Annotated in this window: 13 protein-coding genes; 9 read left to right on the top strand and 4 right to left on the bottom strand. The window is 44.5% G+C overall.

All coding sequences use genetic code 11. The annotated features are described in order from the left end of the window. Window positions 1–26: 26 nt before the first annotated feature. Complete coding sequence (locus AC2EXB_RS15755) at window positions 27–665, bottom strand: PspA/IM30 family protein (protein ID WP_235197185.1); 639 nt, start codon at window positions 663–665, stop codon at window positions 27–29. A gap of 12 nt (window positions 666–677) precedes the next feature. Continuing rightward, the gene (locus AC2EXB_RS15750; protein ID WP_235197184.1) at window positions 678–1,019 is read right to left on the bottom strand and encodes a lmo0954 family membrane protein; all 342 of its coding nucleotides are present in this window, start codon (window positions 1,017–1,019) and stop codon (window positions 678–680) included. A 173-nt stretch (window positions 1,020–1,192) separates the two neighbouring features. Between AC2EXB_RS15750 and AC2EXB_RS15745 the strand changes: the two genes are divergently transcribed. The 4 genes from AC2EXB_RS15745 to trhO all read left to right on the top strand — a co-directional run bounded on the left by AC2EXB_RS15745 (window position 1,193) and on the right by trhO (window position 5,071). Then, entirely contained in the window at window positions 1,193–2,278 is a 1,086-nt protein-coding gene (locus AC2EXB_RS15745) for a metallophosphoesterase (protein ID WP_483602274.1), read from the top strand. A 13-nt stretch (window positions 2,279–2,291) separates the two neighbouring features. Continuing rightward, window positions 2,292–2,909, top strand: coding sequence for a DedA family protein (locus AC2EXB_RS15740; protein WP_235197182.1), 618 nt, complete (start codon window positions 2,292–2,294; stop codon window positions 2,907–2,909). An 84-nt stretch (window positions 2,910–2,993) separates the two neighbouring features. Beyond that, on the top strand, window positions 2,994–3,944 hold the full coding sequence (locus AC2EXB_RS15735) for a 2-hydroxyacid dehydrogenase (RefSeq protein ID WP_251475844.1): 951 nt from the start codon (window positions 2,994–2,996) through the stop codon (window positions 3,942–3,944). Window positions 3,945–4,108: 164 nt separating this feature from the next. Beyond that, window positions 4,109–5,071, top strand: a complete 963-nt coding sequence (gene trhO / locus AC2EXB_RS15730) for an oxygen-dependent tRNA uridine(34) hydroxylase TrhO (RefSeq protein ID WP_483602273.1) — start codon at window positions 4,109–4,111, stop codon at window positions 5,069–5,071. 218 nt (window positions 5,072–5,289) lie between these two features. Here the strand turns inward: trhO and AC2EXB_RS15725 are convergent, their stop codons facing one another. Then, window positions 5,290–6,150, bottom strand: a complete 861-nt coding sequence (locus AC2EXB_RS15725; protein WP_483602272.1) for a MerR family transcriptional regulator — start codon at window positions 6,148–6,150, stop codon at window positions 5,290–5,292. Window positions 6,151–6,401: 251 nt separating this feature from the next. Here AC2EXB_RS15725 and AC2EXB_RS15720 point away from each other — a divergent pair, with 251 nt between their 5' ends. The 3 genes from AC2EXB_RS15720 to AC2EXB_RS15710 are packed head-to-tail and all read left to right on the top strand — an operon-like array spanning window position 6,402 to window position 10,286. Next, window positions 6,402–7,883 (top strand): aldehyde dehydrogenase family protein, encoded by a 1,482-nt coding sequence (locus AC2EXB_RS15720; protein WP_251475840.1) that lies wholly within the window; start codon window positions 6,402–6,404, stop codon window positions 7,881–7,883. 20 nt (window positions 7,884–7,903) lie between these two features. After that, complete coding sequence (locus tag AC2EXB_RS15715) at window positions 7,904–9,070, top strand: saccharopine dehydrogenase family protein (protein ID WP_483602271.1); 1,167 nt, start codon at window positions 7,904–7,906, stop codon at window positions 9,068–9,070. 22 nt (window positions 9,071–9,092) lie between these two features. After that, window positions 9,093–10,286 (top strand): acyl-CoA dehydrogenase family protein, encoded by a 1,194-nt coding sequence (locus AC2EXB_RS15710; RefSeq protein WP_483602270.1) that lies wholly within the window; start codon window positions 9,093–9,095, stop codon window positions 10,284–10,286. Window positions 10,287–10,317: 31 nt separating this feature from the next. On the opposite strand, the gene AC2EXB_RS15705 is transcribed toward AC2EXB_RS15710, so the two are convergent. Beyond that, a complete protein-coding gene (locus AC2EXB_RS15705; protein ID WP_483602269.1) occupies window positions 10,318–11,229 on the bottom strand; it encodes a diacylglycerol/lipid kinase family protein in 912 nt (303 codons plus the stop codon). A gap of 196 nt (window positions 11,230–11,425) precedes the next feature. On the opposite strand from AC2EXB_RS15705, the gene AC2EXB_RS15700 reads away from it, so the two are divergent. Both AC2EXB_RS15700 and AC2EXB_RS15695 read left to right on the top strand, forming a co-directional pair. Continuing rightward, window positions 11,426–12,607: an alanyl-tRNA editing protein gene (locus AC2EXB_RS15700; protein WP_483602268.1), complete on the top strand. Its 1,182-nt coding sequence runs from the start codon at window positions 11,426–11,428 to the stop codon at window positions 12,605–12,607. Window positions 12,608–12,675: 68 nt separating this feature from the next. Then, window positions 12,676–14,820 (top strand): beta-propeller domain-containing protein, encoded by a 2,145-nt coding sequence (locus AC2EXB_RS15695; protein WP_483602267.1) that lies wholly within the window; start codon window positions 12,676–12,678, stop codon window positions 14,818–14,820. Window positions 14,821–14,903 lie beyond the last annotated feature (83 nt).

Below are 14,903 nucleotides of genomic sequence, written 5' to 3'. Positions count from 1 at the left end.
AGAAGTAATCTTCTTCTCACTTTAGTTTAACCAATTTCCTTTTGTTGTGCGCTGTTTTTTTCTAATAACTCTAAGCGGCGCTCCATGGCAGAACGTTCATGGTCTTGTTCCACTTTGGCTCCCAGGTTTTTAATGTAGGAAGCCATATCGTCATAGGAGCCCAGACGCTCTGCAGCGAGTTCCGGATTTAGCACTTTATCCATTTGATGATGGGCGCGTGTTGCATTTTCTTTCCCCATCAATTGGAGCTGTTTGACTTTCATGTCTTTCACTTTATGTTTCATTTCTTCGTAGCGCTGTTCAAGAACCGTCAATTCTTCCAAGTTCTCTGAGATGCTGCGCTTCAATTCCGACACCCGGTTTGAGTAAGCTGCCACTTCCATTTCGGCGAAAACGGATAAATCATTTTCTCCGGAAGCTTGGGCCAATTCAAGCTGAGATTGGCGTTTTTGCAGCATTGTTGTTGCTTCTTCCAATTCCTTGTCCAGTTTAACATTTAATTGGGCTTGGCGTTCCACCCATTTCCCGGTATCGGTTGTCTGTTTTTCTGCTTCTAAGATGTAGCGGTTTAACACAGCTAGTGGGTTTTTTTCCTCTTTTTTTGATACTAATGCATCCATGTCAGTTGCGACTGCAAATTTAAAACGTTCCCATATTGATGTCATTTCTATTCCTCCTTATTTTGAAAGCTTATTCCATTGTTTTTCGAAATTTGTAAACGGATCATTTGTTTTAGCAACGGTTACGGGTTGTTCATTCCATTTGCGGTAAATCATCCATAGACCATATGCTGCGGCAACGCCGATCAATGCCGGTACATTCGAGATGGCAGACAAAACGCCGATTGCTCCGACAAAGCCCCACCAAACTTTTGCTGCTGTTGACGTGCTTTTCAAGTAATAATGCACGCCCATGTAAAGAATCAATCCGGAGATAGCCAATCCCACAATAGCGCCGAGATTGGAAAGTACGATAATGCCGGCGATAGCGCCGAGTGTAATCATCCAAAACTTATTCAATTTAACTCCTCCTCTCAATTTGTACCCTAATCATACCAAGGGTCTGAATTTCGCAACACGGTCCCTGACTGCATCTTTGACTAAGTCTTGAGGCTTAGCTGCTTCTCAGCAAGGCTGAATAAAGGGGAAGATGCTATAATAGCTTCTATATAAAAAGAAGAGAGGAACTTTGTATGAAAATAGCAAGTTCTATTATAGGAGCGCTCGGCATCTATTTGCTGTTAGTGATCTACTTAGGCTGGAATGTATACCTATGGGTGGAAACCATCGCCCCCTGGATGAATATCGGGCTATTTTCTGTCCTTTGGCTGCTCATCGCATTCAGCTTTTTCATCGGCAGGCTCGGACATAGATGGCTGGCATTTACCATCATCGGATCTTACTGGTTTGCATTTTTGCAATACGCGATTCTGCTTATTCCGTTGGCCAATATTATCGGCTTATTGATCAATATGGATAATGAAGTTTTCATCCTGGGTACCTCAGTAGCGATTTTGTTTGCTGCTATATTTGCCATCGGTTCTTATCTCGCTTACAGTCCGGTTCTCCGGGAATTGGAAATTGAAGTGGAAGGGCCGGAGCAGGAGCCCCTGCAGATTGTCGTGGGTTCTGATTTCCATTTAGGGGTCTTATCCGGAAAGCGGCATCTAAAACGGTTTGTAGATAGAGCCAACCGGTTAAATCCGGATTTGGTGCTCTTGGCTGGCGATTTGGTCGATGATGATCCAATTTGGTATGCCCGCTACGGAATGAAAGAGGAAATGGATAAATTGAAATCTAAACTCGGTGTCTATGGCGTTCTTGGAAATCATGAATATTATGGAAAGAAAATCCCATTGCTTGAGCGGTTGATGGAAAGTTCAGGCGTGAAAATTCTGCGGGATGAAACCATTTTAGTGGCGGATCGTTTTTATATTACGGGACGGGAAGATCGGACGAATGGCAAGCGCCGCGCGCTGGAATTATTAAAACCGGGTCAGAAATTGCCTTGGATCGTCATGGACCATACGCCTTCCGATTTAAAAACGCCGATTCCAGTGGGTGTAGATTTTCATATTTCCGGGCATACTCATAAAGGGCAGATGTGGCCAAACCATTTGATAACCCGAAAAGTTTTCGAATTGGATTACGGCTACCGGAAAATAGGCAGCACTCATTTTTTGGTCTCCTCAGGCTTTGGATTTTGGGGTCCGCCAATCCGTACCGGCAGCCGATCGGAGTTATGGTCGATCAAGATGAACTTTAAAGAAATAAAATAAAAGGGGCAAAATAATGGAGCAATGGATTACAGGCATCATGTCGGATTATGGATATATCGGGATATTCCTGCTGATCATGCTGGAAAACGTTTTTCCTCCCATTCCTTCTGAAGTGATATTGACAGTAGGCGGATTTATGACAACTACGACCGATATGACGATGTTGGGTGTTATTCTCGCTTCCACAGCAGGATCGGTAGTAGGAGCTGTCATCTTATACGGAGTAGGACTGCTGGTAGATGTGGAGCGTTTAGAAAGAGTCGTCGAAAAATACGGCAGTTGGCTAAGAGTGAAAAAATCAGATATCCACCGGGCAGATCACTGGTTTGATAAATATGGAATTTGGACCATCTTTTTCGGACGTCTGATTCCGCTCGTGCGCAGTCTGATTTCCATTCCTGCTGGAATGTCCAATATGAAGTTATGGCTGTTCCTTACCTTTACCACACTTGGAACTTTGCTTTGGAATACTGTACTCGTATTCGTCGGAGAAGCGGTTGGCGATAACCGGGAAGCGATTTTAAAACAATTGGATATCTATTCAAATGTGGTGTACGCTGCAATTGCTCTTTTCGCGATTGCAGTAGTTTGGTATTATTTCAAAAAAATAAGAACTCGTGAAATGGATTGAAGATATTGGGAAAACTGTTGGCGTTTGCCGGCAGTTTTTTTAGTTGCTATAATTGTTTGATAATAGAAAAAATGGAGGTATTGTATGAAACCGATCATTTATATTACACAAAAATTGCCGGATGAGGCAGTGGCAGAATTACAGAACTCTTATGAGGTCCGAATGTGGCACGACGATCAAACTTCCGCTCCTAAAGAAGAGATCATAAATCAGGTAAAAGAGGCGCATGCGCTATGGGCAATGTTGTCCAATCAGATTGATGAGGAAGTTTTTGAAGCCGCACCAAACTTGAAAGTCGTTGCTAATTTAGCAGTCGGCTATAATAATATCGATTTGGATGCTGCGCGGAAACACGGAGTAATGGTCACGAATACACCTGAAGTTCTAACAGAAGCGACGGCTGACTTAACATTTGCATTGCTGCTGGCGACAGCGCGCCGCATTATTGAAGCGGAAAAATCAGTCCGCTCTGGGGATTGGAAATCGTGGTCGCCTATGGGCATGGCAGGGCAGCAAGTCGGCGGTGCCACTCTCGGGATTATCGGCATGGGGCGGATCGGAGAAGCGGTGGCTAGGCGCGGTCAAGGGTTTGGCATGAATGTCCTTTATCACAATAGAACAAGAAGAAGCTTGGAAGATGTAAAATATGCTGAACTCGATGATCTTCTGCAAAACTCGGATTTCGTCGTCATTCTGACGCCGCTTACAGAAGAGACAAAAGGAATGATCAGCGAACGCGAACTTTCACTCATGAAAGATACGGCATGCCTGATCAACGTAGCACGCGGCGGCATTGTGGATGAGCAAGCCCTGTACGAGGCATTGAAGTCTGAAAAAATTTGGGGAGCGGGTCTGGACGTTTTCGAAAAGGAACCGGTGCCATTAGACCATCCGCTTCTGACTTTGCCGAATGTGACCGTCCTTCCCCATATCGGAAGTGCGGCCATTCAAACACGTTTGGCAATGATGGCATTGAATGCCGAAGCGATCCGTTCTTGCTTGGAAGGGCGTTCTGTCAAAAATAGAGTTTGCTAAATAACAAGAAGGACAGCTGCCGAGGGGCAGCTGTTTTTTCATTATCAGGGCATTCGCAAAATCTTGTAAAAGTTGAAATTTACCGGCTTATGATGTAAAATAATCTAGGTTTTTAAAGCCTAAAATGGCTAAAGGGACAAATTGAAGAATAGGGGGTATGATTCATGCAAAATCATACACACAATGTTTTACTTTACTATCTATATACGCCGATTGAAGATCCGGAAACGTTCGCAGCTGAACATTTGGTAGCGTGCAAGGAACTTGGATTAAAAGGACGCATCCTTGTTTCCGAGGAAGGAATCAACGGTACATGTTCAGGTACAATCGAACAAACAGAAGCATACATGGAAATGCTGAAGAGCGACTCGCGCTTTTCAGATATCGTTTTCAAAATAGATGCAGCTGATGGCCATGCATTCAAAAAAATGCATGTACGCCCTAAAAAGGAAATCGTCCACTTAGGATTGGAAGAAGACATCAATCCACATGAATTGACGGGAACTTATTTAGAGCCTGCAGAATTCTATAAACGCATGCAGGACCAGGATACAATCGTGCTAGATGCACGCAACGATTACGAATATGATTTAGGCCACTTCCGCGGCGCTGTGCGTCCGGATGTTGAAAACTTCCGTGATTTGCCGGAATGGGTCCGTGAAAACAAAGAGATGTTTGAAGGCAAGAAAATTTTGACTTACTGCACAGGCGGAATCCGCTGTGAAAAATTCTCTGGCTGGCTGAAAAGAGAAGGCTTTGAAGACGTGGCTCAATTGCACGGCGGCATCGCAACTTACGGAAAAGATCCAGAAGTAAAAGGACAGCTTTGGGATGGACAAATGTACGTCTTTGATGAGCGTATTGCCGTGCCGATCAACCAAGTTGAGCATGTTGTTGTAGGGAAAGACCACTTTACTGGCGAACCATGTGAACGCTATGTAAACTGTGCAAACCCGGAATGCAACAAGAAAATTTTGGCTTCTGAAGAAAACGAACACAAATATATGCGTTCTTGCTCAGACGAATGCCGCGAGCATCCACGCAACCGTTATGCGTTTGAGCACGGGTTAACCGGTGCTGAAGTGCAAGAGCGGTTAGATGCGATTAAAGAAACAGCTGAAGTATAAAAGAAAAGCGGAAACAGCCGCTTAGATTCGAATCGGGCTGTTAATATCAGGAAAATAAGAAAAACGCTGCCGAAATCCGGCAGCGTTTTTTTCTGTTTTATTGTTCTTGTTCTTCCGCACAGTCAAAGCAAATCAGTTCACCGTCAACATAAACCCCATCAAGAAATCCGTCCCGGCAATAGATGTCTTTGCCACAGCTGCTGCATGGCCCGATTAACTCACGCATCTTGCAAAATGGAAGCGTAAACGTACATCGCTTCTTTCAAATAGTTTGCCAATCCTTGTCCATGCTGATCAATATTATTAGCGAAACGGCTATCAGCTGCATAAAGGTCGGCAAGGCCACGGAACATTTTAGGCGTGCAATCATAGAAGCGGTTCAGCAAAGTGAAATAAGCATGCATTTCTTTCTGTACTTCCGCCGCTTCCGGAGAAAGGTGCATCAAACTTGCAACTGATTGATAGATACGATTTCCTTCCCGGTTGATTTCTTCCAAATCTTCTTCTTCCTTTTCGGGTTGAGGTTCTTCAATGGAATTTGTTTCTTCAATAAACTCTTCAAGTTCTACTGGCGAGTTTACAAAAGGCGTAAGCTCTTCAGCGCTAACTTCAATTATTTCATCGTCCGTTACAGTAGAATCGGCAATTGGCTTCGCATCAAGTTCAGTTGCAGCCAGTTTATATTTTTTGATGTCATCGTCTGTTTTTTTGATGGAAAAAGCTGCAAAGCGATCTGCATTAGCCAAAGGTTCGGCTCCTGCATTCTCAAGCAAAGTTTGCTCAGCGCTGCTGATCAAGCTTTCAATCCGCTCTTTTTTCTTTCTCAACAAATCAATATGTGTGGTCAATGCGTAAGTAGTGTCGAACCCTTCAGCAACGATTTCCTGGATTTTTTTTAATGAGAATCCAATTTCTTTGAAAAATAAAATATGCTGGAGCAAACGCAAATCTGCATCATTATAATAGCGGTAACGATTAGAACCAATATTCGATGGTTTCAACAATCCAATGCTGTCGTAATGGTGAAGTGTGCGAACACTGACACCAGCAATTTTTGCCACTTCCTGTACTTTGTACATATGATCACCTCTTCTTCTAGATTAGACTATGACGCACCGTTAGTGTCAATAGATTTCGAGCAATTTCATAGAAATGGCTATTTGTTCACATCAAAATGTCCAAACGCTTATGAAAAGCAGGGCTATTCACATAACAGCAAAATAAAAGAAAATTTTGAATTTTAGCTGGAAAGGGGTAGGATTCTCCTGTACCTTATGAAATAATGATAATGAAAGCGGTTACATATATTTGCAGCGGAGGGGATATGAATATGAAATTGGTTAACTTTATCAATGGAAAATGGCAAGATCCACAAAATGCGAAATTTACGCCTGTATTAAATCCAGCGACAGGTGAGGAGTTAGCGCAGGTTCAGATGTCCACAAAAGCCGAAGTAGATGAAGCGGCTAAAGCGGCAAAGCTGGCGCAAAAAACATGGGCTAAGGTTCCTGCTCCTAAAAGAGCAGATTATTTATACGAAATTGGCCGTTTGATGAAAGAAAGAAAAGAACATCTGGCGCAAGTGCTCACCAAAGAGATGGGCAAGGTAATCGAAGAAGGACGCGGAGAAGTGCAAGAAGGAATTGATATGGCCTATTATATGGCAGGTGAGGGCCGGCGGATGTTTGGTGAAACCACGCCATCAGAGCTAGCCGATAAATTCGCGATGAGTGTTCGTGCCCCAATTGGCGTTGTGGGTCTCATTACTCCTTGGAATTTCCCTGTAGCCATTGCCACATGGAAATCTTTTCCTGCCATCGTCGGAGGAAATACGTTCTTATGGAAGCCCGCTACTGAAACACCAATGATGGCTTATGAAATGGCGAAGATTTTTGAGGAAGTCGGACTTCCGGAAGGGGTTGCCAATATTGTCTTTGGCGCAGGTTCCGAGGTTGGTACGGCAATGATCGAACATCCGGATATTCGGGTTATTTCATTTACCGGGTCTACGGATACAGGGCGGCAAGTAGCAGAAATGGGCGGACGCCATCTGAAGAAAGTGTCTCTAGAAATGGGTGGAAAGAACGCCGTGATTGTTATGGAAGATGCAGACCTTGATCTGGCAGTTGAAGGGATATTGTGGAGTGCTTTCGGAACTGCTGGCCAGCGATGCACGGCCTGCAGCAGGGTGATTGTCCATAAAGATGCAAAAGAAGAACTGCAAAAACGTCTTTTGGAAAAAATGGAAACATTGACGATTGGTGATGGAATAGATGAATCCGTAAAAGTAGGGCCGGTGATCAATCAAAAAGCGTTGGAGAAAATCCATTCTTATGTAGAAATCGGGCAACAGGAAGGTGCAACGCTGCTTGTCGGAGGAGAAACGCTAAAAGGCGGGACTTACGATAAAGGGAACTATTACGCACCGACATTGTTTACAGACGTGACGCCTGAAATGCGCATCGCCCAAGAAGAAATTTTCGGACCGGTCGTTTCCATAATTGAAGTTGATGGATTCGATGAAGCGATCGAAGTGAATAACGGCGTTATTTACGGGCTGTCCAGTTCCATTTATACGGCAGATGTCAATCGGGTCTTTAAAGCGCAGCGTGACCTGGATACGGGCATCGTCTACATTAACGCAGGGACAACCGGCGCTGAAATCCACTTGCCGTTCGGAGGCACGAAAGGAACAGGCAATGGCCACCGCGATTCGGGGGTCGCAGCTCTAGACGTGTTTACGGAATGGAAGAGCATCTATGTCGACTACAGCGGGAAATTGCAGCGTGCACAAATTGATAATGATATCTGAATCCGGAAAGGGGAATGACGATGAAAATCGCAGTATTGGGTGCAGGGTTGATGGGGAAACAAGCAGCAGGAGATTTGATTGCCAATGAAAAAGTGGAAAAAGTGTATTTAGCTGATTTGAATGTAGCGCAGGCTGATTTGTTCGTTGAACATTTAGGCAGCGCGAAACTCGAAGCTATTTATCTTGATGCTAATGATGATGAGGCTCTGAAAGCTGTCATTTCGAAAGCGGATGTCGTCATCAATGCGCTGTTTTATACGTTTAATGAAAAAGTCGCGCGCTTGGCAATCGAATGTGGTGTGCATTCAGTCGATTTAGGCGGACATATTGGCGGCGCAACAGACGCAGTGCTAAGTATGCACGAAGAAGCGGAGAAAAAAGGTGTGACACTGATTCCGGATTTAGGGGTAGCTCCCGGAATGATTAATATCCTGAGTGGATACGGGGCAAGCAAACTTGACCAAGTTCAAGACATCAAGTTGTATGTAGGTGGAATACCGGTAGATCCGGAACCGCCGCTTGAATACAATCATGTTTTTTCACTGGATGGCGTATTTGACCATTATACCGATCCTTCTCACGTCATTCGCAGTGGCGAACTGCTGGAAGTGGATTCATTATCTGAAATCGAACATATCGAATTTGAAGGTTTTGGCGAACTCGAAGCATTCCATACTTCTGGCGGAACTTCGACATTGACCGAAACTTTTGAAGACGTAGAAACATTGGAATACAAGACGCTTCGCTATAAAGGGCATGCAGAAAAATTCAAACTCCTCGTCGATTTAGGATTTACGGATCGTGATAAAACCGTTACCATTGCCGGAAACCAAATCAAGTTGAGAGATGTATTAAGGGAAGTCCTCACGCCGATTACAGAGCTTGGCGATAAACAGGATGCCGTGCTTCTACGGGTTCTGGTTTCCGGGTTGAAAAATGAGGAAACATTGACGTTTGAATACACAATGATTACGGTAAGAGATCAAGAAACAGGCGTGACAGCAATGGCTCGCGCTACTGCCTATACGATTTCAGCAGTTGCCCAGATGATCGGAGAGGGGATTATCGACAGAAAAGGTTCTTATCCGCCAGAACTTATTGTTCCGGGGGCTGAATACATCGAGGAAATGGCAAAGCGCGGTGTGGAAATCAAAGAAACGGTTCATCGTTCAGCTTATCAAAGCTGACGTATGGAAGGAGATGGCTTTTGTGGATTTCGATTTTTCATCCGAACAAGTGTTATTGCGGCAAACCGTCCGAAAGTTTGTTGATGATGAAATTTTACCCCATATCGCTGAATGGGATACAGGCGGCGCATTCGATCCGGCAATTTGGAAGCGGCTTGCAAATCTTGGGCTGATGGGCGTATGCATCCCGGAAAAATACGGCGGCAGCGGAATGGATTATAATTCGCTGGCGATCGTTTGTGAAGAGCTTGAACGGGGAGATACTGCTTTCCGTACTGCAGTTTCTGTCCACACCGGCTTGAATTCCATGTCCCTTCTCCAATGGGGGACTGAAGAACAAAAAGAGCAGTTTTTGGTTCCACAGGCAAAAGGTGAAAAGATTGGGGCATTCGGTTTGACTGAGCCGGGAGCGGGGTCGGACGTTTCAGCGCTTTCGACTACTGCTAAACGCGAAGGCGATGAATATGTCTTAAATGGCCAAAAAACCTGGATTTCTTTATGTGATGTGGCCGATCATTTTATCGTTTTCGCATATACCGATAAATCATTGAAGCATAAAGGAATCAGCGCTTTTATCGTCGAGCGTTCAAGAGAAGGGTTTTCATCAAAAGCGATCAAGGGAAAATACGGTATACGCTCGGGCAATACAGGGGAACTTTTCTTTGAAGATGTGCGAATTCCTGTCGGCAACCGCCTTGGCGAAGAAGGGGAAGGTTTTAAAATTGCCATGGCTTCATTGGATAATGGCCGCTTTACCGTCGCGGCAGGAGCTTGCGGCTTATTGATGGCATGCATTGAAGAAAGCGTGAAGTATTGCCAGTCGCGTTCGACATTCGGCAAGCCGATTGGTGAACATCAATTGGTCCAGCAAATGATTGCTAAAATGGAAGCTGGTTTTCAGATGAGCCGCTTACTCGTCTACAGAGCGGGTGAAATGAAGAACAAAGGAATCCGGAATACGCGAGAGACTTCACTCGCTAAGTGGCAGGCTTGTGATTTTGCCAATCAGGCAGCTGATGATGCTGTGCAGATCCATGGCGCATACGGCTATTCGGATGAATACCCGGTTGCTCGGTTCCTGCGAAATTCAAAAGCTCCGGTAATTTATGAAGGAACGCGTGAAATCCATACCTTAATGCAAGCGGATTACGTGCTCGGAAAGCGCGAAGACCGAAAACTGAATCAGATGCTGCCAGCTTGGCCATTTGAAGATTGAAAAAACCGGCCACTCGAATGGCCGGTTTTTCTTAAAATGCTTGTTCCTGCACTTTGGGGACAAGCATTTTTATATTTTGAGGCTGAATCTTTATTTCTAAAGGAGTTTTGAGATAAATCTCCCCGTCTGTATCCACATCCATATCCGTCTCTGTTTTGAGAACAATATCTTTCCCTTTGAAATGGGTGATATGCTCCAGTTCATCTGCAGTAATATCGGGTTGAGAAAGCGAGAACCATTCACGAATTGCTGCAATGGAGGATGTTTGAATGACAAAGATATCGAGCAGTCCATCTGTTGGATCGATCTCGGCTAAAGGAAACGCATGGGTGCCGATGGATTTACCATTCATGACTAAAACGAGAACTGCATTTTCGCTGTAGTGGATACCGTCAATTTCCAAATTGACTACAAAACTTTCAGCTTGTCTCATCATTTGCAAGGCACTCATGAAATAGCTAAGTTTTCCATAGCGTTCTTTTAAATTTGGATCAATATTCGATGAAGCGTCAGTGATCAAGCCGATGCCCGCAAAATTCAAAAACGAATGATTGTTGGCTAAAGCGATATCCACGTTCTTAATTTCCCCATCAGCTAAAGCTTGCGCAGCTTCATCAAGTGCAAGTGGAATATCCAATGTGCGCGCAAAGTCATTGCATGTCCCTCCAGGCAAAATTCCCAAAATCGGCGCATTTTCGAAATAGCAGAGGGCCTGGACAGCAGAATGTACAGTGCCGTCGCCGCCTGCGACGAAAAGCACATCGGCAGAATCCGCATGCCTGATGCAGGCTTCTTCAAAATCTTCTTTTGTTTCAGTTTGGACTAAGGTCAGATTCTTGGATGCTTTAGCGAGTGGGCCGATGACCAACGGCAAAATTTCCTGGTTCGTGGACGCTCCAGCCGCCCCGTTATACAATAAAACCGAACGTTTAAATCTCGGCATTTCGTTTCCTCCTAATTGGCTTCCTGATATAGTGATGACAGAATGGAAGTTATCAGCTGATTACTAGGTAACATCCTTTAATGGAAAAGCGGATTGCCGCAATGATTACATACTGTCTTTATAGAATGTTTTCCACTAACCAGGAAATCATAAACTCAAGCCACTGTATTCAACTCAATGGAAAGAAGGAATTCAAATGACTGAAAAACTATATTATCAGGACCCGGAAATGAAAAAGGCAATTGTAAGAGTGAATAGGAATGGCCAAAACAGTGTTGGCTTTTATGCAGTTCTGGACCAGACCTGCTTTTATCCTGAAGGCGGCGGCCAGTCTGCAGACACAGGCAGAATCGGAGAAGTTCAAGTAACGGATGTCCAAACCGTAGACGGAGAAATTCTCCATTACACCGAGTCCCCAGTTCCACCCGGCCAGTACGAAGCTGAAATTGATTGGAAAAGAAGATTTGACCATATGCAGCAGCATGCTGGGCAACATGTACTGAGTGCGATTTTTGATGATTTCCATCAGATGAAAACAACCAGTTTTCATCTTGGGGAAGAGCGGGTGTCCATTGATTTGAATACGCCTTCCATTAATGCCGCGACTCTTGAGGCAGTTGAAAAGAAAGCGAATGATGTGATTCGCCGGCATCTGCCAATTGAAACCGAGTGGGTGACACAAGAGCAGTCCCAAGGAATGAACTTGCGGAAACCGCCCGCTGTGGAGGGCGATATCCGATTAGTGTCTATCGATGGAGTGGATTTAAATGCATGTGGAGGAACCCATCCGAAAAACACAGCGGATATCGGGCTGATTAAAATTATTAGCAATGAGAAAGCAAAAGGCGGAACAAGAGTTTACTTTTTATGCGGCTATCGGGCAATGGATTATTTCCGGCTATTGGCCGCTACAACGGACGAATTGGTCAAACAGATGAATGCACCGGTTGCGGAATTAGGAAAGGCAGCCTCAGAATTATTAAAAGAAAAAGCGGCAAACGAGAAAAAGATGAAGGAGCTGCAGCAACAGCTCCTTGAAAAAGAAGCCGAAAGCTTGGCTTCTGAAACCGGAACAGTTATCGAACAAATTTTTCATGGACGTCCCATCAAAGAAATTCAGCAACTGGCCCGTCTGGTTAGTGCACAAAATCCAGACGCCTATCTCTTATTCATTTCTATAGACGGAGAAGATGTCCGTTTTGTCGGTGCAAAAGGAGAGAATGCGGAAGGCAATATGAAAGAAATTTTACCTGAGTTATTGGCGTTGACGGATGGGAAAGGCGGAGGAAACGCGGGATTTGTGCAAGGCGGCGGTAAATCCGCAGAATCCCCGCAAGTGTTTATGGAGACATTCCGAAAGGCTCTCGAAATTAAATAAAGAATTTTGTAACTTTTTTACCGAACTTCTGTCTAATGGATAAAGGCGGATGAAAGGGCGGGGTTAAGATGAAGAAAAGGAGTGCGTGGTTAATCGCAGCAGCGGCAGTTGCGATTATTGGATTGGCTGTCGCTTTTATGATGGATAAAGTGACAGTCAGTGCCTCTTCGATTGCTTTGGCTGACCAAGGATGGAAGGCGAATTTTTCTTCGCCGCTGAATCCGGATGCGATTGAAAAAGGCGATTTGTACTTGACGGATTCGAGTGGAGAGCCGGTCGATGCAGAAATGACGCTTCTTAAAAATGGCAAGACGATTGAAATTCCTTTGCTGGCAACAGGAGAATACAAGCTCCATATCAAAAAAACTGCGGTTAGAGGAAGCTTATTGAAGAGTTTGGCTCTGTCAGAAATTTCTTTTGTCGTGCAGGAAGAATTGAAGAACCTTTCAAATGAAGATGAATTGAAAGCGTATTTTGCCCGGTTGCTTGAATTGCAGCAACAAAGTGATGGAAGTACTACTAGCGGTGCAACTGACTCCATGGCTACCGAAGAATCCAGCTCGTCAGATGCTGCCGGCGGCGAGAGCGGGGATTTTTCATCTACGAACAATCAAGTAGAAGGGGTAGATGAGGCAGATCTTGTGAAAACGGACGGTTCTTTCGTTTATTCAATCAGCGATTCATCAGTAGTAATATCGGATGTCAGAAATCCGGCAGAAATGAGCGTAGCAGCCAAACTCCTGTTTAAGAAGGATATGTATCCCCAGCAATTGTTTTTGTCCGAAAACACGCTTGTCGTATTGGGGAGTCAGTATTCCGTTTTGCCGACCGAAGGCAAAATCAATGATTATCAGCCACATATCGGCCTGACTTCTGTCTATCTGTATGATATTGAAAATCCCGCATCTCCGCAGTTGATCCGTGAATTCGGAACTGAAGGCAACCTGAACGGCGCGCGGTTGACAGGAGCGATGCTGTATTTTGTAACGAATGTCTATCCGGATTATTGGATCATGGAAGAGCAGAAAAATCCGGAATTGCGTCCTCACCATTACGATTCCAATAATGGTGAGGAATTGCAGCCATTGCCTTATGAAAATTTATCCATCCTTCCAGGGACGATGGAAGGCAATTATAGTCTCATAACCGCGATTGATTTAACGGACCCAACCGAAAACTCTATTTCAACCGAAGGCTATTTGGGCGGAAGTGAACAGATGTACATGAATGCCGAAAATCTCTATATTACGGCTTCCGTTTATATGCCGATCGATGAAGCAGAACAAGACGATGGCCCGGATATGTCCGTATGGCAGCCGCAATCAGCCAATACGGAAATCTTCAAATTTCATCTAGAAGGAGAAAGCGTGGAATTTGTTGCTTCCAATGAAGTTGCAGGAACGTTGCTGAATCAATTTTCAATGGATGAGTACAATGGCTATTTCCGGGTGGTCACGACGGAAGGATTTGCCTGGGATGAGGCAGCACCTTCTAAAAATCACTTATTCGTATTGGACGGAGGCATGAAGCAAATTGGATCTGTAGAGGATTTGGCACAAGGGGAACGAATCTACTCGGCCCGTTTCATGGGAGATAAAGCGTATATGGTCACATTTAAAGAAACGGATCCTTTATTCGTCATTGATGTATCAGCCCCGTCTTCACCTAAAGTGCTAGGAGAATTGAAAATTCCTGGATTTTCAAACTATCTTCACCCCTTGGATGAAAATCATTTAATTGGCTTCGGCTATGACACAAAACTCGAACCGGTCAAAGGCGAAGAGCCGAGAGTTGTAACCGGCGGCATGAAGATTTCTTTATTCGACGTCAGCGACTTCAGCAATCCGTTGGAAAAAGATACGGAAATCATTGGCGGTCCGGGAACGTATTCGCCCTTGCAATACGACCATAAAGCCTTATTTACCCATACAGCATCGAATCTTTACGGCTTCCCGGTTGCAGCGTATACAGAAGGCGAAAACGACTCTATTCGATACCAAGGTTCGGGAGCCATGCTCTTTACCATCACACCAGAAGGAATTGAAAAAGCGGCCGATTTGATAAAAGATTCTACGATGCAATATGAAGATTGGGAAACGAGCGTCCAACGACTTCTTTATGTTGATGACAGCTTGTACACAATCGCGAATAGTGAAATCACTAGCTACGGGTTGAATGATTTCAAACTGATCCAAACTTTAAGCTACAAATAAGCGGCACGGGGAAGAAAAGATCTTCCCCGTGCTTTTTTTGACGTTTTTTTTTATTCGAAATAGGGAAGAAGTGAAGTATTCTG

Source organism: Planococcus alkaliphilus (assembly GCF_057031095.1).
The sequence above is the reverse complement of the archived record's forward strand: the minus strand, read 5'-3'. Positions and strand labels throughout refer to the sequence as shown.

Excerpts from the sequence above, each read along its gene's own strand:
- AC2EXB_RS15705 (WP_483602269.1), bottom strand. The coding sequence starts at position 11,229 with ATGCCGAGATTTAAACGTTCGGTTTTATTGTATAACGGGGCGGCTGGA.
- AC2EXB_RS15735 (WP_251475844.1), top strand. The coding sequence starts at position 2,994 with ATGAAACCGATCATTTATATTACACAAAAATTGCCGGATGAGGCAGTG.
- AC2EXB_RS15725 (WP_483602272.1), bottom strand. The coding sequence starts at position 6,150 with ATGTACAAAGTACAGGAAGTGGCAAAAATTGCTGGTGTCAGTGTTCGC.
- AC2EXB_RS15700 (WP_483602268.1), top strand. The coding sequence starts at position 11,426 with ATGACTGAAAAACTATATTATCAGGACCCGGAAATGAAAAAGGCAATT.
- AC2EXB_RS15755 (WP_235197185.1), bottom strand. The coding sequence starts at position 665 with ATGACATCAATATGGGAACGTTTTAAATTTGCAGTCGCAACTGACATG.
- AC2EXB_RS15720 (WP_251475840.1), top strand. The coding sequence starts at position 6,402 with ATGAAATTGGTTAACTTTATCAATGGAAAATGGCAAGATCCACAAAAT.
- trhO (WP_483602273.1), top strand. The coding sequence starts at position 4,109 with ATGCAAAATCATACACACAATGTTTTACTTTACTATCTATATACGCCG.
- AC2EXB_RS15695 (WP_483602267.1), top strand. The coding sequence starts at position 12,676 with ATGAAGAAAAGGAGTGCGTGGTTAATCGCAGCAGCGGCAGTTGCGATT.
- AC2EXB_RS15740 (WP_235197182.1), top strand. The coding sequence starts at position 2,292 with ATGGAGCAATGGATTACAGGCATCATGTCGGATTATGGATATATCGGG.
- AC2EXB_RS15745 (WP_483602274.1), top strand. The coding sequence starts at position 1,193 with ATGAAAATAGCAAGTTCTATTATAGGAGCGCTCGGCATCTATTTGCTG.
- AC2EXB_RS15715 (WP_483602271.1), top strand. The coding sequence starts at position 7,904 with ATGAAAATCGCAGTATTGGGTGCAGGGTTGATGGGGAAACAAGCAGCA.